The organism is Chitinophaga alhagiae (genome assembly GCF_003568665.1).
GTDB classification, from domain to species: domain Bacteria; phylum Bacteroidota; class Bacteroidia; order Chitinophagales; family Chitinophagaceae; genus Chitinophaga; species Chitinophaga alhagiae.
Map to the genome: position 1 here is coordinate 608,084 of NZ_QXMH01000003.1, position 17,306 is coordinate 625,389.

12 protein-coding genes are annotated in these 17,306 nt (G+C 53.7%); 2 read left to right on the forward strand and 10 right to left on the reverse strand.

Annotated features, from left to right (window positions below):
• The 5 genes from D3A97_RS18685 to D3A97_RS18705 form a co-directional block, all read right to left on the reverse strand.
• On the reverse strand, positions 1–3,354 hold the full coding sequence (locus D3A97_RS18685) for a TonB-dependent receptor (protein ID WP_119080033.1): 3,354 nt from the start codon (positions 3,352–3,354) through the stop codon (positions 1–3).
• A 209-nt stretch (positions 3,355–3,563) separates the two neighbouring features.
• A complete protein-coding gene (locus tag D3A97_RS18690) occupies positions 3,564–4,688 on the reverse strand; it encodes a FecR family protein (RefSeq protein WP_119080034.1) in 1,125 nt (374 codons plus the stop codon).
• Positions 4,689–4,793: 105 nt separating this feature from the next.
• Positions 4,794–5,429: an RNA polymerase sigma-70 factor gene (locus D3A97_RS18695; RefSeq protein WP_157986624.1), complete on the reverse strand. Its 636-nt coding sequence runs from the start codon at positions 5,427–5,429 to the stop codon at positions 4,794–4,796.
• A gap of 165 nt (positions 5,430–5,594) precedes the next feature.
• A complete protein-coding gene (locus D3A97_RS18700; protein WP_119080036.1) occupies positions 5,595–6,035 on the reverse strand; it encodes an RDD family protein in 441 nt (146 codons plus the stop codon).
• A gap of 75 nt (positions 6,036–6,110) precedes the next feature.
• A complete protein-coding gene (locus tag D3A97_RS18705; RefSeq protein ID WP_157986625.1) occupies positions 6,111–6,935 on the reverse strand; it encodes a nuclear transport factor 2 family protein in 825 nt (274 codons plus the stop codon).
• A gap of 282 nt (positions 6,936–7,217) precedes the next feature.
• Between D3A97_RS18705 and D3A97_RS18710 the strand changes: the two genes are divergently transcribed.
• Positions 7,218–8,033, forward strand: a complete 816-nt coding sequence (locus D3A97_RS18710) for a phytanoyl-CoA dioxygenase family protein (RefSeq protein WP_119080038.1) — start codon at positions 7,218–7,220, stop codon at positions 8,031–8,033.
• An 8-nt stretch (positions 8,034–8,041) separates the two neighbouring features.
• The gene (locus D3A97_RS18715; RefSeq protein ID WP_232826014.1) at positions 8,042–8,890 is read left to right on the forward strand and encodes a sugar phosphate isomerase/epimerase family protein; all 849 of its coding nucleotides are present in this window, start codon (positions 8,042–8,044) and stop codon (positions 8,888–8,890) included.
• On the opposite strand, the gene D3A97_RS18720 is transcribed toward D3A97_RS18715, so the two are convergent.
• Genes D3A97_RS18720 through D3A97_RS18740 form a run of 5 tightly spaced genes read right to left on the reverse strand, consistent with a single transcriptional unit; the run spans position 8,866 to position 17,297 of the window.
• Complete coding sequence (locus D3A97_RS18720) at positions 8,866–10,449, reverse strand: beta-N-acetylhexosaminidase (protein ID WP_119080039.1); 1,584 nt, start codon at positions 10,447–10,449, stop codon at positions 8,866–8,868. The two genes, D3A97_RS18715 and D3A97_RS18720, sit on opposite strands and share 25 nt — an antisense overlap.
• 4 nt (positions 10,450–10,453) lie before the next feature.
• Entirely contained in the window at positions 10,454–11,674 is a 1,221-nt protein-coding gene (locus tag D3A97_RS18725; RefSeq protein ID WP_119080040.1) for a right-handed parallel beta-helix repeat-containing protein, read from the reverse strand.
• Positions 11,675–11,697: 23 nt separating this feature from the next.
• Positions 11,698–14,565 (reverse strand): glycosyl hydrolase, encoded by a 2,868-nt coding sequence (locus tag D3A97_RS18730; RefSeq protein ID WP_119080041.1) that lies wholly within the window; start codon positions 14,563–14,565, stop codon positions 11,698–11,700.
• A 2-nt stretch (positions 14,566–14,567) separates the two neighbouring features.
• A complete protein-coding gene (locus D3A97_RS18735; RefSeq protein ID WP_119080042.1) occupies positions 14,568–15,458 on the reverse strand; it encodes a DUF5017 domain-containing protein in 891 nt (296 codons plus the stop codon).
• 36 nt (positions 15,459–15,494) lie between these two features.
• Positions 15,495–17,297: a RagB/SusD family nutrient uptake outer membrane protein gene (locus D3A97_RS18740; RefSeq protein WP_119080043.1), complete on the reverse strand. Its 1,803-nt coding sequence runs from the start codon at positions 17,295–17,297 to the stop codon at positions 15,495–15,497.
• Between the last annotated feature and the right edge of the window lie 9 nt (positions 17,298–17,306).

The window sequence follows — 17,306 nt, forward strand, 5'->3', positions numbered from 1 at the left end:
TCAGAACGACAGTTGTGCGCCTATATTGATCACCTTCTGAACGGGATACCCCAAGCCATTGCCGCCCATTTCCACATCCCACAGCTTGAACTTGCTGAGCAGCAGCAGGTTGATGCCACTGAGGTAGAAACGCGTTTTTTCTACTTTGATGCGGCGGGTGAGAGAGGCAGGCAGCGTATAGCCCAGTTCTACTGTTTTAAGCCGCAAAAAGGCCCCGTTGCGCATGAACCAGGTGCTGGTCTGCGAGTTATTGGAAAGCGGCCTGGCGCTCAGGCGCGGCCAGGTGGCATAGAGGTTGCGGTTTTCTTCAGACCAGTGACTGTCTGCATACGCTTTCAGCATAGCCCTGTTGTTCACAAAAGGCGCAGTGGAGTCCGCGTTTATCCAGAAAGATTCACGGGTAAGCCCCTGGAAGAAAGCGGACAGGTCAAAGTTTTTATAGCCAACGGAAAAGCCGAAGCCGTACACTATTTCCGGGGTGGTGGGGTAACCGATGGGCACCCTGTCACGAGTAGTGATCTGTCCGTCACCATTAATGTCATGGTACTTGATATCACCGGCGCGGTATTCTCCAAAGGCCTGCACGGGAGAGTTGGCCACTTCTGTGTCATCCGTAAACAGGCGCTCTGCAATGTACCCCCATTGCTGGCTCATGGGATAGCCCACGCGGGAGAGGTACCTTTCTTCATAATCCGGCTCTTCATATACACTGAACTTGCTGGTGGCATACGTGAAATTACCGCGCGCCTGTAACCAGAGGTTGCGGTTAAAGCTGTGGCTGTAGTCTATAGACAGGTCAAAACCTTTACCGGTGGCCTGCCCCAGGTTGGCCTGTATGTCTGCATTGCTGAGCAGGCCCATGGTTACGGGAATGTAGGCCCTGTTCATCAGGATGTTCTTGCGGTCTTCGCTGTAGATATCCAGCAATATGTTCAGCTTGTTGTACAGGCTCACTTCAACGCCCCAGTTGGTCTTGATGGCGGTTTCCCAGGTAATGTCGTTATTGCCGTACCGGTTAATGAAAATACCGTCCCGGTAGTAGGCATAGTCCGTACCGAAAGAAATGCCCCGGGCGCCGTCTTTCATGCTCACGTCTGCCAGGTACAGGAAGCGCGATTTAGGATCACCAATAGCATCATTACCCACCATGCCATAAGTAGCGCGCAATTTCAGGGTGCTGATCACCGGCTGCAGCGGCTTGAACCAGGGCTCGTTAGACACCAGCCAGGCGCCCCCTACAGACGGGAAGAAACCGAAACGTTTGTCTGCATAGAAACGCTCGGAACCATTGTACCCGAAATCATATTCCAGGAAGTAACGGCTGTCATACGCATAGGTCAGCCTGCCGGATACGCCGATGTTGCGGTGCGGCAGCGTGAGCTGCAGGGAACCGGCGTTGGCGTTCACCTGGTTGTTCATCAGGAACACGCCCATGGCGCTTACATTGTGCCGCTCGTTAAAAGTGCGGTTGTAGTTGGCCGTTACCTGTATATAAGTAGTAGAATTAACGTCTTTCGGGCCTTCGCTGTAGTTCAGGTATTCTGTGCCTGTGTTGGGGTTCAGCATGGTCAGGGTATACTTGTCCGCATACTTGTCATAGCTGCCCATCTGGTACCAGAAAGGATTGTAGAAACGGGACACGTCATAATAAGACCTCCTGGTAGTATTGAACAGCGCATGCAGGTTGAGGCCTTCGGTGATGAAAGCAAGGTTCTGCTTCAGTTCAAATTGCGCCAGCAGCACCGAGCGGTTGTATTCCTTGTAGCCTTTCACCATTTCCGCATAGGGATTGATGTAGCTGCCATCTCCGTAGTTGCCGAACATAATGTGCCGAACGTAGGCATGCTCTTCGTCTACCGGGTAATAGGCGGGGAAAAGCACCGGGTTGGACTGTATCACCTTTTTATACATTTCCGTACCGCTGCTGATGGGGCCGTTGTAATCGTCAAACGTACCTGAAAGGCGGATGCCTACTTCCGTGGTCTTGGTCAGGTTGATGTTGACGTTGGAACGCATGGAATAGGTCTTGAGCTTGATATTGTTATTGAAATTGTTCCGCTTGTCTACTTTCAGCATGCCATTGTCCTGGTTCATGGTAGCCGCCAGGTAGTAACGTGCTACCTTGCCGCCGCCGGATACGTTGAAGTTGACGCGCTGGTTCATGGTATAATCCTTGAACAGCTCCTTCCGCCAGTCTGTAGCCGGGTAGGCATAGGGGTTGGTGCCCGCAATGGTATTATCTATCTTGGCTTCAGGGTAAGGCAATACGCCCAGCGGATCGCGGGTGAGCACGGCCTCATTGCCGAGGCGCATGTAGGTTACAGGGTCTGCCAGCTCTACGTTCTTTGTAGGAGCAGACATGGAGTTTTCCAGCCTTACAGATACGCGGGCCTTGCCCTCCACCCCTTCTTTGGTGGTGATGAGGATAACGCCGTTGGCGCCGCGGGCGCCGTACAATGCGGTAGAGGTGGCATCTTTCAGAATGGAGAAGCTGGCAATATCGTCTACCTGCATGCGGGAAAGCTCTGTAGTGCTCACTTCAATACCATCTATCAGGATGAGGGGATCTTTTTTATACCCGAAGGTGGTAACGCCGCGGATGAAGAAGTCCGCATTATCAGCGCCTGGCTCGCCGCTGCGCTGGTAGGCAATTACGCCCGAAAGCCGGCCGGCCAGCGCTGTAGTGAGGTTGCTGGAGGGCACTTTCAGCTCTTTGGGGTTGATGGTGGTAACGGCGCCCACCACTTCTTTTTTCTTTTGCTTGCCAAAACCCACTACCACGGTTTCTTCCAGCTGGTTGGAGGCCACGGCCAGTTGCACGTTGATTACGGCCCGGCCGTTGATGGGGATTTCCTGTTTATCGTACCCTATCATGCTGTATATAAGCGTGGTGGCGTTGTCCGGGATGTCCAGCACGTACTTTCCGCTCAGGTCTGTGGTGGTGCCAATGCTGGGCGCCTCTTTTACCGCAATGGTCACCCCCGGCAGCGGGGAGCCCAGCGTGTCTGTTACCGTGCCGCGCACGTCTTTCTTGAGCACAATATCTCCTTTCTCTTCCCGCGCGGTAATGGCAATGAGGTTACCCTCCAGCAGCCGGTACTCCAGGTTGGCTACCGGCAGCACTGTTTCCAGCACTTTAAATACTGTTTCATCTTTTACGGAGAGGTCTATCTTCTTGTCTATCCTTACCTTTCTTTCACTGAAGATGAAATGATATTTGGTTTGGGCCTCTATCATCAGCAACACCTTTCTCAGGTCCGCAGACTCCAGGTTGAGAGACACCCTGTCCTGCGAGTGCACGGCGGCTGTTACGTGAAGGAAAGACAGAAGGAGCAGGAAAAAGGTCAGTTTCATAATCACAAATACCTTTATTAGCGCACACGGCGGTCTGTAAGCATGCGCTAAATGCTTTTTTTTCATAACTTACGTAGAATTAGTTGTTAATAATCGGGCACAGCCATCCCACTACAGAGACTGTACCCATTAGGCTAATGGCGGGGAATGGTTGCACATTTCCCGTTTTTTTTGTGTTTATTCCAAAGGCAAAAGATTTTGGTTTTCTCTTAATAAATAATGATGGCATCTTCTCCGCGCCGGTAATTGAACTGCTCCGTGAGCTGCAGCGCTTCCAGTGCCTGGGTCACTGTTTCGTTCCTGAACATACCGGTGAACCGCAGTTGCTGGATGGTTGTATTCTCGAAGCGGATGGATACATTATACCAGCGCTCCATACGGGTGGCCAGGCTGGTAAATGATTCGTCGTGGAATATGAGTTTATTGTCGATCCAGGCCGTTTCAATAATGGCGCTGTCTTCTTTCGGGAAATAAGTAGCCGTGCTGATCACGGGTACGCCGGGCTGCGGCTGGTCCTGCATGGAATCTTTCCCGTTGGTGACCACCAGTTTCTCCGCAGGTTTCAGGCGTATCTTTTTATCCGCCTGGTTTTTCAGCTGCACTTCTACCGCCCCGCTGATGAGGGTGGCCTCCGTCACTTTGTCTCCCGGGTAGGCCTTTACATTAAAGCTGGTACCCAGTACGTTAATATGCATGGTTTCCGTGTGTACGATGAACGGTTTTGCCGCGTCCGGCGTCACTTCAAAAAAGGCTTCCCCTTTCAGGTATACCTCCCGCGTGCCGCCTTTGAAGCGGAGGGGGTACTTCAGCTCGCTGTCCGCATTTAACCAAACGGAGGTACCGTCTGCCAGCTTGATATGCGAGCGGGTGCCGCGGATGTTGTATTCCGCCCGGAGGCCATCTTCCCTGCCAGGCAGCAAGCCTGTGGAGTCCAGCAGGTACCAGGTACCCACCAAAAAAAATATGGCGGCCGCCATGCGGGCCAGCAGCATGTACCACTTTACCGGCGGGGCCTGCTCTTCAGCAAGGTACTGCTCCGCTGCCTCACCGGCATTTTCCGGTATCACGGCGGTAGCTTTCACGTCACTTGCCGGCCACAGCGCCGGGTCTGCGGCATTCATTTGCGTTGTCAGCCGTGCAAAAGCTGCCCTGGTACTGTCTTCATCTCCCTTCTCCTCATTATTTTTCCAGTAGGCCTGCAGCCACTCGCTCTCCTTCCGGCGCTGTGGGTCTGCATGGGTAAGGGCCTCCAGTTCCCGCTGTTCCTCTCCGCTAATGTCTCCTGAAAGCAGCCTCGACAGCAGCCATAAATATCTTTCTTTGTCCGTTTGCATAAAGCCGGGATTTGCCCTGTTTGCCTATAAGACACAGAAAGATACCCGGCTTACGTACTTGCCGGGAAAATTTTTTTAGTGGCTGAAAAGTGATTAGGAAGGCGCCTACCCCTGTACCGCCAGCAGGAAAGACAGCAGCAGGGCAACGTCTGCTTTTACGCCAGACGGGGATTTACGTTTAACGGTCAGGTAGGGTTGCAGTTCCTTGTGCAGGGTCTTGACCGCGTTGAACAACTGCGTTTCCACGGTGCGGTGAGAGAGGTTCATGATCTCCGCCACTTCTTTGGGCCGGAAGCCCTCCTCGCGGATGAGGCGGAATATTTTGCGGCGGCGGGGAGGAAGCATTTCTACCGCGGCGTCTAGCTGGGCCAGCAGCTCCTTCCATTCCGAGGCCTTATAGGGGTCATGTGAAGATACAATGCTCAATTGCTCCGGGCTGTCTGTGGATACCACCCGGTAGCCGGAAAACTTGCGCAGGTAGTTGAGGCTCTGGTTACGTACCGCGGTAAAGAGGTATTTTTCTATGTGCAGCACCTCCTGGTACCCCTGGCGGCCCGTCCACAATTTCATAAAAATGTCGGATACGATCTCTTCCGCAGACTCGCGGCTGTTTACATACTCCACGGCAAAACGTACCAGCCCCTGGTAGCAGCAGTGAAACATCTCTTCAAAAGCACGGTGGTCACCTTCCTGCCAAACCCTTTGCCATAAAGCATTCAGAGCAGCCTTACCATCTTTCATACGCGCCATGTTTTTTCGTGAACACCTTCTCTGTAGACATACCGGAGTGGAATTGGTTGATAATGATCTTCGTGGAACCGGGGCATACCGGGGTATGCAATACCGGTATCCAAAGTACTGTTTAAAAATCGATTTTGCAAATAGGGGGTATTAAATCTGTTCCGGCTACTTTATTTTCCTGGTTACAATGGTGTTGGTAAAACTATCGTGCCATACTTCTCCCCAGAAAATAGACAGCGGCTCAATGGGGATCAGGCGGTAAAGGCTGCGCTTCAGCACATCGTTAAACGTAAGAGCGCCTCCATTATCTTTCAATGCAACCGTTCCCGTTACCAGTTTACCGGGTGTGCGGCCTTTCAACACGCTTTCGAAGAAAAGATAATACACAAAATACAAGGTAAAAGACACCGCCAGGTCTGTTAACAACCGGTCACTCCATGCAGTGGTTTGGCGGGGAGGTTGCCATAAGTCATATACCAGGTAATACAATACCTGAAAACAGATATTGTCTACCAGGTAGTTGGCAAAACGGGTGCCTTTGGAAACAGGGGCTATGGCCAATTCCTGATCAAACTCTTCCAGCAAATGAGGTGAAGTTTCTTTCATATGGTATGGGATTTAGTAGATGAAAGATAAAGGAAAATATGCTTTCTTCACCCACCTCTCCCCTTATACAAACCGCTAATGCAGGCTTACCACCCGCGTTATTTTCCATTCACCACCCTGCTGTTGCCACAACACAATGAACTTGGAAGGATTCGAGGCACCCGGTTCGGCTTTGTTCCGGAAACGGTGATACCCTATTTCCACAGCGCCGTAACCGTGAATGGGATACACTTCCAGGCTGCCCTTCACCAGCTCCCGCGTTACCTTGCCGCAGATGTTTTTGCGGATAGATGCAAGATTATCTTTTTTAGAGGTGGAAAGGCCCGTTCTGTCATGGTAAAACTCCAGCGTATCAGACATCATAGAGGCCATCTTTTCCATGTTGCAGGTATTGTAGGTATCGAAATAGATACTGTCAAGCCGGGCAATGGTATTGTGCAACATTTCAGATACCGGCGCATAGGGGGCTGGCTGGTACCGTGTTTCTGTGGCAAATTGTGTGTTCACCAGGTAGTCCAGCTCCCGGGCTATTTTCCATTCGTTACCTTCCCGGCGCCAGGTACGGGAAAATTTCGATTCTTCCACCTGCCGCTCCACACCGTTTTGCCGCACATAAAAACGCTGTACGCCGGTTTGCATGGCCTCCTGCTCGCCCAAGGGAAATACTTGTACGCTTTCTTTTACCAGCTCCCGCCGCATTTTCACGGAAGGATTACTGCAGGTTTTTTGTATAAATGCGACCAGCCCTTCATATGGCTGGGCACTGGTGGGATTAGCATAACCACCGTCGTGAAAAAGCATAAAGTCTTTTGCCAGCACAGTTTCCAGTTGCTGCAGGTTACAGGTACCCATGGCAATGGCAAAGAGCAGGCTGTCTTTCCGTGCCAGTTCCTTCTCCAAAGGGGTGTTTTCCTGGGCCATTGAACCTTGGGTCAATAAAAGTAATAGCATGAAATACAATATCCTCATAGTTTCTTGGTTTTACATGGTAGTATGTTATACTTAATACCAAGATACATTGAAAATTCATTTCAACACTATTTTTTTTGTTTGATTGCTCCACGGTCATATGGCGGCAGGAGGATCTCTCCGTATCAAAAATGACAAATTTCTCCCCAGTTTCCCCATTTTCTCCCCCGCTCCCGCTTGCTAATTTTAACCAGTAACTAAATTCCACCATCCATGAACACAACACTTTCCAAAGAACAGATACAGTTCTATACAGACAACGGCTACATTGTGATCGAAGACTTTCTCACTCCGGAAGAGCTGGCCACCTGGCGCGAAGCCGTTACGGAAGCCGTGGCGGAAAGGAACGGGTTGAAGATACCGGGCAAGTCTATCTCCATTAATGATGATGATGGTATTAACAAGGAAGCGGACTATTTTAACAACGTATTTGACCAGCTGCTGAACCTCTGGCAAACCAACGAAAAAGTCAAAACGCTGATGCTGGACGAGCGCATCGGGAAAATGATAGCGGAGCTGGCCGGCGTTGACGGCGTGCGCATCTGGCATGATCAGGCGCTCATCAAACGCCCCTGGGCCAACCCCACCTCCTGGCACCTGGACACGCCGTTCTGGTCTTTCTCAGACCGGCGGGCCATGTCTATCTGGGTGGCGCTAGACGATGCCACGCTTGAGAACGGCTGCCTCTTCTTCATCCCCGGCTCTCACAAAACCGCCACATTCGAGAACCCGGGCATTGGCAAGAACATGGGAGAGATCTTCACCACCTACCCGGAATTTAAACAAAGCAGGTCTGTAGCCGCGCCCATGAAAGCGGGCAGCTGCTCTTTCCATTGCGGCCTCACCATACACGGGGCACACGCCAATATGACGCCGGGCTTTCGCCGGGCCATGACCTGCGCGTACATGCCTGATGGGAACACGTATAACGGCACGCCGAACATTTTACCGGATGACTATGTGCAGTCTCTCCAACCGGGAGACCCGCTGAACAACAACGAACAGAACCCATTGATCTATTCCAGATAAACGAACTTATGCTGTCTGTCAAATTCTATTATCCCCGCTGGGGATCGGAAACTGTTGCCTGGAATGGTTTTGCCGGCCAGGTAAAACAAGCCGGTTTCCATGGGATAGAGGTATACCCGCTTCAGCACCTCCACGAAAAAAATGATATGCTCCAGGCCCTTGAAAACCATGGCCTGGAGTTTTCACTCCTGCATGCGGAAATGAAGGAGGGGAAAAATTTTACGGCGTATAAACAGGCGTTGGAAAACAACCTCCGCCTGCTGGGCACGTTTGAGCGAAACGGTCTGCGGCCGCAGTTCATCACTTCTCAAACCGGGCGGGAATATTATTCAAAAGACCAGATGGCGGAGTGTTTTGACATTTGTGACCGGGTGAGCCGTGAAACAGGCATCCCTGTTATACAGGAAACGCACCGCAACAAATGGTCTTTTGCCGCGCATGTAGTTAAAGAATACCTGCAGCAGTTCCCTTCGCTGCAGCTGGCGCTTGACCTCTCTCACTGGGTATGCGTATCTGAAAGTTACCTGGAAGACCAGCAGGATGCGGTAGACCTGGCCATCCGCCACACCCGGCACCTGCATGCCCGGGTGGGCCATACGGAAGGCCCTCAGGTGACAGACCCGCGCACGCCGGAAAACCGGGAGGCGCTGGAGCATCACCTGCAATGGTGGGACCAGTGGATAGCGCACCTGCGCGCCTCCGGCGCCACGCAATGCACTATTACGCCGGAGTTTGGGCCGTATCCTTACCTGCCTTACCAGGTTGGCACTACCACACCTGTAGCCAGCCAGTGGGATATCAACTGCTTTATGAAAACGCTGCTGGAGCGGCGTTATTCTTTGGGCTCCCCGGTTTGAGCGGGGTTTAAGAGATCGAAATAATAAAGACCGTCTGCCCGGTACAGCGGGAAATGAGCGGCCAGGCGTGTTTTGAAACCATCATAGTTTCTTTGTGCGGCGGGCGTCCATGCGGCTTCGGATACAGCGGCCAGCCGGGGAAACAGCATATAGTCCAGCCGTTGAGGAGAAGCGATCCATTCCGTCCATACATTAGCCTGTATGCCCAGCACCTGTTCTGCATCCCGGAACTTTACCGGGAGCGCTTCCCGCGTGAAGCGGTACACGGCTGCCGTTGAGTTCAGCCCGAACTTCCGCCAGTTTGGACCATGTACCTGCGTGCTGTCTTGCATATAATCAAAATAAAACGGCAGGCGGGGGCAAAGTACAACGGGCAGAGACTTGTCTATAAGCTTCTGCAATTGCTCCGGCTTGTTATGCCGCCACCAGAACACGATGGTACTGTCTGGCTTCAACGCAAAGTCCGCAACCTCATCCCAGGCCAGCACCTTGTTCTGGATGCGCAGCAACGAATCTGCCACCCTTTCCACAAAATACCGCTCTACAGCTACCAGGTCTTTCATCCCGGCCTGCTTCATCAGGCGTTGCACACCGGTATCGGATCGCCATTGTTCATTGCCAAAATGCACTTCGTCCCCGCCAATGTGGACCATCTGCGAGGGGAACAGCACATCCGTTTCTTTCAGGATGCGGCTGATGTACTGATAGGTGTCTTCCTTTCCCGGGTTGAACGTAAAGTGAGGGAACTTTGCGGAGCCGCCGCCGCTGAACTCGGGGTACGCCCTGTTGGCCGCCGTGGCATGGCCCGGCATATCTATTTCCGGTATGATAACAATAAAACGTTCGGCGGCGTAAGCCACTATTTCCCGGATGTCTTCCTGTGTATAATAGGCGGCAGCGGCATTTTCGTTGCTGGAGTTGCCGATACCGCCCACCATGGCCAGCCTGGGATATTGTTTGATCTCCAGCCGCCAGCCCGGCTGGTCTGTAAGATGCCAGTGAAAACGGTTCAGCTTGTAAAAGGCCATCCAGTCAAGTATCTGCTTCACTTTTTCCTTGCCAAAAAAATGGCGGGACTCGTCCAGCATCAACCCTCTCCACTGGTACAGCGGCTGGTCTTTCAGGCTCCAGCTGGCGGCTTCAAAAGACAAGCCTTCCTGCCTGACCAGCTGAACAAGGGAAACGACCCCGTTAAACAGCCCTTCATTGTCCCGCGCGGTAATGGTTACCCGGTCTGCTCTTATCTCCAGCCCATACGCGCCCACCGGGCCTTTCCATTTACCGTCATATACCAGCGAAATGCTTTGCGCGGCCTGCGCGGGCTTCATGGCCACCGTTAGCCGGTGGCGCCGGAACAGCTCCTGCTGCAGGTAATGCGCTACGGGCATGGTCCGCCCATCCCGGCAAACAATGCGGGTATCCTCTCCAAAACGGAAGGCGCCCTTTCCTTTCACGGCCTGTACGGGCAAGGGGACTACAGGACAGGCTTGCTGTGCCGCCAGATACGCGCCTGGGGTTAACAGGAACAATATCAGGAAGACCAGTTTTTTTATCTGCATATACTTAAAAATTACCGCTTGCATTAATGCCCGTTTTCAGGTTCAGCAAACCCATGTCATTGTCAAACACACCGCCCGACGCAGCGTTGAAGTTGGTCACGTTCAGTGCCGCAAAGTTGGCCCAGATAGTAGCGTTGGGCATGGTGTTGTGCGTGATGCGGATAGAATGTTCAAACCCTACCGTATTATTCCGCCAGTAGCCGATACCGTGATACATGTCATTCACGGGAGAAGCAACGTTGATAGTGTTGTAAGAAACGTCTACGAACTTGAAGTAGTTGTACGCCGGCACATCATATTCATACAGCAACACGCCCGACCCGTGCATGATGTTGCCGAAAATGGAGATGTAGTGGCCGTTGCGCGCCTTTACCGCACCGCCCGAGGCATCTGTTGGCCAGCCGCCTATGGTGTTGTACTTGATCAGCATTTGTGCAAAGCTGTGTACATAAATACCATGGTCCGTATATTGAGGAGATGTGTTCAGGGCCGTGTTGCGCCCTATGGTGTTGGCCTGGATGGTGGTATGGTCTGTTTGCGTGTCATTGATGGCCGTTACGAAATAACCGCCCGCTCCCCCATCTCCAATGGTGTTGTTGATAATGCGCGTGTAGGTAGCCTGTGTGTTCCATATGCCGCGGCCAGGGTGGCCCGTTCTGCGGTACAGCTCACAATTATCCACTACGGCGCTGTCTGTGCCGGACAGGTGGATGTAGGCATCATGATAATACAGTTTGTCCCACGCGGGCAGTTTTTTTCCCTGGTCGAATTTGCAGAAAGCGATCATGGGTTTGTTGGCCCCGGTGATGAGGTACCGGATGTTGAGGAAGCTGATACCTTTTACCAGACAATTGCTGATGTCTGTAGTGTAAGACATGGTCAGCAACTGCGTGGCCGCCGTGCCGCCTGCCGTGGTGGTGGCGTCAAACACCGGCCATCCCTGGCCCAGCAGCACAATGCCGGGTTTCATATTGAGCTTGCCGGTGATGTGGTAGGTACCGGCTTCTACCAGTACCGTATCTCCCGCGCTGGCGCCGGCTATTACGTTGTTCATATCCGTCAGCGTCATGCCGTTCTGTATCACATGGCTGGCCAGCAGCAAAGTGGTGGCAGCCAGTTCCCCGTCAACTGCCGGTTTTTCCCCTTCAGGGGTCATGGCATCGCGGCTGCAAGACATCATGGCCAATGCAACTGCCGGTAAAATGAGGTGAAGTGAAATTTTCATGGTCTGTGGTTTAGTGATATGCGTTAGTCAGTGATTTCGCTGATGAGCACCGGCCCTGTTATGCCCGCGGGCAGCAGTGTTTTGCCCAGCCCCCTGAACTGCTGGTACCGGGGGTTGCCTTTTTCTCCCTGTCCTACAAAAAAATTGCGGTTGGCCGGCGTTACCAGTACGCGTATGGTGTTCTCCCCTTCTTTCAGCAAACGGGTCACATCCAGCTCATACGGCGGCCAGAGGCGCCTGCCCGCGTACTGCCCGTTGATCCATACCGCCGCCGTGAAATAGACGGCGCCCAGTGACAGCCTGTAGCTGGCCCGCTTGTTCATGGAAAGGGGAAAAACGGCGCTGTAATCAGCTGCTGCGGAAGAATATTGCAGCACGCTATCCTCCCGCCAGTCAAACAACCGGCTGTTCTCAAGCTGTACCGTTCCCGCTTTTATTTGCCATACCGAAGGCTGCACCACTACCCTGCCTTCTTTCCGGCCTGCCGGTAACGGCGCGGTGATGTTGCCTGCAACGGTAGCGTATAAAAACACTGCGCTGTAAGGCTGCAGCTCAACTTGCACAATGGGGCCTGCATTGCGGGTGATCTGGCCGGTCTCCGCGTCAAGCAGGTAACTTTGTGAAAACTTTTTATCTATCCTGAGCGATATATGCTGTACCGCGGTGCTCTTGTTCCAGAAGAAGTGCAGGCGGCTGCCGTCTTTCATTTCTCTTTGCGCCTGCCTGATAAAATTATACGGCTGTTCAAAACGGACAGGCATGTTCATATGCCCGCACCATTCCTGAGCCGCCTCCGGCGCCTGTATTTGCCGTACCTGCGGGCCTTTGGCCACCGCTGTAAAGATGGCGGCCACCTTTGCGTCATTGGCCCGGTAGTTCCTGAAGCCGGGTTGTTTTGCCGGCGCTTTTCCATATATCAGCACTTTTGCGCCCTTTTCCGCCAGCCGCCGCACCTGCTCCGCCGTTTCAACCGGCATGTACGGTACGCCTGACAATACCAGCGCCTGGTATTTGTTGCCACGCACGGTGATAGCGCCTGACGCATGTGATGCGGCCAGCAGCGACTCGTCATTCACATAATCCCACGTCAGCCCCGCTGCCTCCAGCTTGTTCAGCAAAGGCCAGGTAGCTATGAACCACTGCTGTATCACGGTAGGGTCGGGAATGCGTTTTTTTGTGGCGCCGCCGCCAAAAGGCTCCAGGTCTTCAAAATACCCGTTCACGAATGTTTCTTCCGGGTTGTACACAAACTGTGAGGGGCCGGCGTCTATAAAAGGAAAGTACACCAGCACATCTGCCCGCGGCTTTCCCGCTCTCAGCGCATACTGGCTCCTGGCAATGAAGGTGTTGATCTCCCCCATATAGTTCCAGTAGTTATAACTTTCACTGAAATTGGAAGCGTAGTTGAAGTTGCGGAAAGGAGTAGACCAGGTGTTCCATCCCTCCACGCCATACTCTCCCGTCTGGTACTTGTAGGAAGTACCGTGGTACACCAGCTGGTTGATGCCTGCGGCAAAAGATTTGTTGGCAAAGGCCTTTATCTTTTGCGGCGTGGTCATGCCCGCGCGCTGGCTGAAAACATATGATTCCTGGGCTATTACCGGCCGGTTGTAAAGATGCCCGCCGGAAGCCACCAGCTTCACCAGCCCGTCAGACCCGCCGGCAGACAATTGCTCCGCTTCGGGGATGGAAGCAAGGCCGCTGGCGCCGATGATATCCACCATCAACCCGTATTCCTGGGTGCGGTGCTGCAGGCCGCGCCGCTCCATCCAGCGCCTGCTTGCGTGCAGGAAGTTTTCTTTGTAAAGCTCGGAGATGGTCAGGTTGTAATCATAATGCAACCGCCAGTCTTCCGCGGAAAAAGCATAGCGGGGCACGGTATCGCGCCCGAAAGAATAGGCGTTGTTATAATTGGGGATCATATTGGCCGCCAGCCAGGGGCGAACATCGTATCCCCTTCTTTTTTTGAACTGCGTTATAAAATCCGCGGAGATGTGGCGGCTGGTGATGAACTCCTTGCTGTCATTGAACACGGCCCGGAAGGGTTTGCCGTAGTACCTGTTCAGCCCTGTGCCCTCTCCAAACAATTGCGTATAACTGTCTTCTACCGCTTTGGCGTTCAGATGATCTGTTACCAGGCTTGTTTGCCGCGTACCGATGTACATGGGCTTTTCCCCGTTGGGCAGCATGTACATGGCAATGATCTTCCATTCCCCGCCTGCGGGAGCTTTCCACCGCAGCCGCCCCGCGCGTACATGCAGCTGCAGTTGCACCACGCTGGCGGGGTCCAGCCAGGCGGTGCCTTTCTGCTGCCCGGTTATTTTGGCCGCACAGATAGACAGCAGCCGCGCCTGGGAAAGATCTACCGGGTTGTAAACGGGGTTGCCGTTGCGGGTAATGGCGGAGTAGTCTGTTTGCAGGGCGGGCACGGGCATGTTTACCGCTGTTCCGCCCGCCACCACGGTATCTGCAGACTCCATGGTGAGCATGCTTTCCGCCGGTTTCACAAACGGCCCGCCCAAAGGCCACCCGCTGCCGCCGTTCATATCTACCGTGAGGCCTGTTTTAACGGCTTCTTCCATAACGGCGCGCACATGGCTGTAGAAGGAAGGCGTATGCCAGCTATATACGCGGTCAAGGTCATGGCTGGCTGGATTGATGCCTACCGTCAGCGGCTGAATTTCCACGCCACCGAATTTCTTTTCCACAAAAAGGCGTACTTCCCTTCTCAATTCCTGTTCGTTCACATCATTACCGGGCCACCACCACCGGGTAAAGGGGCCATAGCTTAACGGTGGCTCGCGGAACAGGGCGGCGTCAAGATCCTGCTGGGCAAAGCATGGCAGCCCGATGCCCGTAAGCAGCAGCCATGCGGTGAAAAATCTTTTCATACTTATTGCGAAACGTGGATGTTTATTTTCCTGGTAATGGATTTGGCGCCGGTCACGTTGGCATTGGATGCCACAAACACCACCTCACGGTCTCCCGGCTGCTGCAGCACGTACCTGAAAGTGTTCAGCGTACCGGTCACATCCTTGATGCCCACGCCCCAATCGGGGTTCACGCGGTTGGGGATGAGCGCCGCCACTATCCAGTCTTCATTGTCAGGCGTGTTAGCGCCTCCCCCGGCCATCTGCAGCTGCGTGGCGTTCTGCGTCCATTTCTTGTCATCGTTCTTGATGCTCACGGCGGTAAAACCCGCGGCGGGAATGGCGTTTACGGAATATACCTTTTCCCCGGCGGCCGTTTCGGTATACAGCTGGAAGTTCTTGATGGTCCAGGTTTTCTGCGCGGAAGTGGCGCTTTGCGTACCAATGTACCGGAATGCTACATACACCGTTTTGTCCCCATCGGCAAAGGCAGAAAGATCAATTTCGCCGGAGGGGGTGTTATCTGCCCCGGTGGAGAGTTTTGCCTGGGAGGTAATGTCCGTCCAGGTAGCCTGGGCAATATCCGCATCCACCTTGCCGCTAAAGTCTGTAGACACCAGCAGGCTGAGGGTGTTTTGCTGCGTGCCGTACTGAGCAAAAGAGGTGAAGCTCATCTTCGGAGTGCCGGTAACGCTGGTCCTTTCGCGGTTGGCGTAGTTGTTACCGCTTTCGCCGGAATAGAACGTGAGATAGTCGGGGTTGCCCCGGAAGAGGAACGCTACCGTGTCTCCCACCTGGTACTGGTCTCTCTCTACAGACACTTCAAAATCCGGTTCGCTGAATGCCAGGTCTTTCCGGCAACCCGCGGCTGCCAGCAGCATAGCCGCTGTCAAAAAGCATATGTATGTTTTCATGCGTATTGGTCTTTTTTGAATCGTACACCTTTATTTTTACCACCCGGGGTTTTGCACCAACAATTTGTTGAGGCCCAGCTCCGTGATGGGTATAGGAAACAGCTCGTTCCGGGACTGCGCATTGTTAAAGCTCAGGGCGCCATATTTCAGGTTGGCCGGCGCGTCCTCGGTAAATTCCGACGCCACCTCTTTCAGGGTGGAAACAAAAATGTTCCACCGGATGAGGTCGTATTTCCGCATGCCTTCAAAACACAGTTCGCGGGAGCGTTCTGCCTGTATCAGCTTGAGAAAGCCCGCCTTGTCCAACGCCGGTATGTCCGCATCTTCCACGGCGTAAATGCTGGCAGACGCCGTTGCATCACTGCCGCCTCCGCCTGCAATGGTAATAACAGGAGGCGTGCTGTACCCCTGCCCCATAGCGGTGCCGGTAATGGCATCCGGGTCCAGTACAATGGCAGACACCTGCCCATCGGTTACCGTGGCCGTTGCCGCCGCGCCGGAGCCGTTGCCGCCGCTGAAGGTAACAGCAGGCGCGCTGGTATACCCGCTGCCACCGGAAAGTATAGTAATTGCCTTAACGCCGGTAGACCAGGCCCTGCGCCTCACCTCGTTCACCGCGTCAATGGCTGCCTGGCTGGGCGAGCCGTTCACTTCGTTTTCCGCTTCAGCAAACATCAGCAACACATCTGAATAGCGAAGCAGCGCCAGGTTTTGCGGGGTAGACTGGTTGGGCCTCGGGTTCACCAGCTCTTCTTCCCTTCTCCACTTGCCCACTGTTCTGTTATACCCGGGAACGGTGGCGGCATGGAAGGTTTTTGCGCCGGCGGCCGTATAACTGAAATTGGCAATGGCCCTGTCTCGGCGGAGGTCTCCGGGCTCATAGGAGCGGTACAGGTGGTCTGTAACGCCAATGAAACCGTACGCCGTACCAATGGTGGCATTCGATGATGTAATGCCGATCCAGGAGCCGATCTGCCCCAGCTCCCGGGTATTTCCCTTGGCGGAAAATTCTACTTCCCAGATGCTTTCCTTGATATCGTACTTGTCCTGCGCATAGTTGACGAACACCTGGCTGAATGAGGGGTTCAGCTGGTGGCCTGCTTCCGCATCGTCCATTACTTTTTTAGCCCAGTCACGCGCGTCCTGGTATTTGGCCGTGTTCATGAGCGGGTAACCGGCCCAGTACAGGTATACCCTCGCCAGTACGCCCCTTACGGCAGATTGGCTGATCCGGCCGCCAATAGCAGCCTGGCTGGCCGTTTGCACCAGTTGCTCCGCTTCCTTCATGTCTTTAGTGATCTGCTCGTACACATCCGCCGCGGGACTTCTGGCCACATCGTTACCCAGCACGGAACTAACGGTGTTCAGGATGAGCGGTACATCCCCGAAGTTGGACACCAGCAGGAAATAATAATACGCCCGCAAAAACAGCGCTTCACCTTTGATGTGGCCGCGCACGGTCTCGTCCATCACCGGCTTGCCCACGTTTTCCAGCAGGGCGTTGGCGCGGCTGATGCCCTGGTACAGCGTGGTCCAGAGGTTCAGTATCTCCGGGTCGCTGGAAGTAAAGTTGTACAGTTGCGGCCCGTTGATCTGGGTGGCCCGCATGTAGTACCCTTCGTCCGCTTCCGTAGCCAGCTTCACCGTCATGCTATAAGCATACAGGGGCGCTTTGCCGAGAATATCATATACGCCGGCCAGGCCGTAACGCAGGTGGTCTTCTGTAGTGTAATAGTTGGCCGGGGCCAGCACGTCCAGCGGTTTGGTATCCAAAAACTTCTTGCAGGCGGTGGCGCCAGACAAGAGGCATACAAGTGGTATAATATGTTTGATCTTCATGTTCCTGTT

What these genes read in the sequence shown, in the direction of transcription:
- D3A97_RS18685 (WP_119080033.1), bottom strand. Translation starts at nt 3,354, where the DNA reads ATGAAACTGACCTTTTTCCTGCTCCTTCTGTCTTTCCTTCACGTAACA.
- D3A97_RS18690 (WP_119080034.1), bottom strand. Translation starts at nt 4,688, where the DNA reads ATGCAAACGGACAAAGAAAGATATTTATGGCTGCTGTCGAGGCTGCTT.
- D3A97_RS18695 (WP_157986624.1), bottom strand. Translation starts at nt 5,429, where the DNA reads ATGAAAGATGGTAAGGCTGCTCTGAATGCTTTATGGCAAAGGGTTTGG.
- D3A97_RS18700 (WP_119080036.1), bottom strand. Translation starts at nt 6,035, where the DNA reads ATGAAAGAAACTTCACCTCATTTGCTGGAAGAGTTTGATCAGGAATTG.
- D3A97_RS18710 (WP_119080038.1), top strand. Translation starts at nt 7,218, where the DNA reads ATGAACACAACACTTTCCAAAGAACAGATACAGTTCTATACAGACAAC.
- D3A97_RS18715 (WP_232826014.1), top strand. Translation starts at nt 8,042, where the DNA reads ATGCTGTCTGTCAAATTCTATTATCCCCGCTGGGGATCGGAAACTGTT.
- D3A97_RS18720 (WP_119080039.1), bottom strand. Translation starts at nt 10,449, where the DNA reads ATGCAGATAAAAAAACTGGTCTTCCTGATATTGTTCCTGTTAACCCCA.
- D3A97_RS18725 (WP_119080040.1), bottom strand. Translation starts at nt 11,674, where the DNA reads ATGAAAATTTCACTTCACCTCATTTTACCGGCAGTTGCATTGGCCATG.
- D3A97_RS18730 (WP_119080041.1), bottom strand. Translation starts at nt 14,565, where the DNA reads ATGAAAAGATTTTTCACCGCATGGCTGCTGCTTACGGGCATCGGGCTG.
- D3A97_RS18735 (WP_119080042.1), bottom strand. Translation starts at nt 15,458, where the DNA reads ATGAAAACATACATATGCTTTTTGACAGCGGCTATGCTGCTGGCAGCC.
- D3A97_RS18740 (WP_119080043.1), bottom strand. Translation starts at nt 17,297, where the DNA reads ATGAAGATCAAACATATTATACCACTTGTATGCCTCTTGTCTGGCGCC.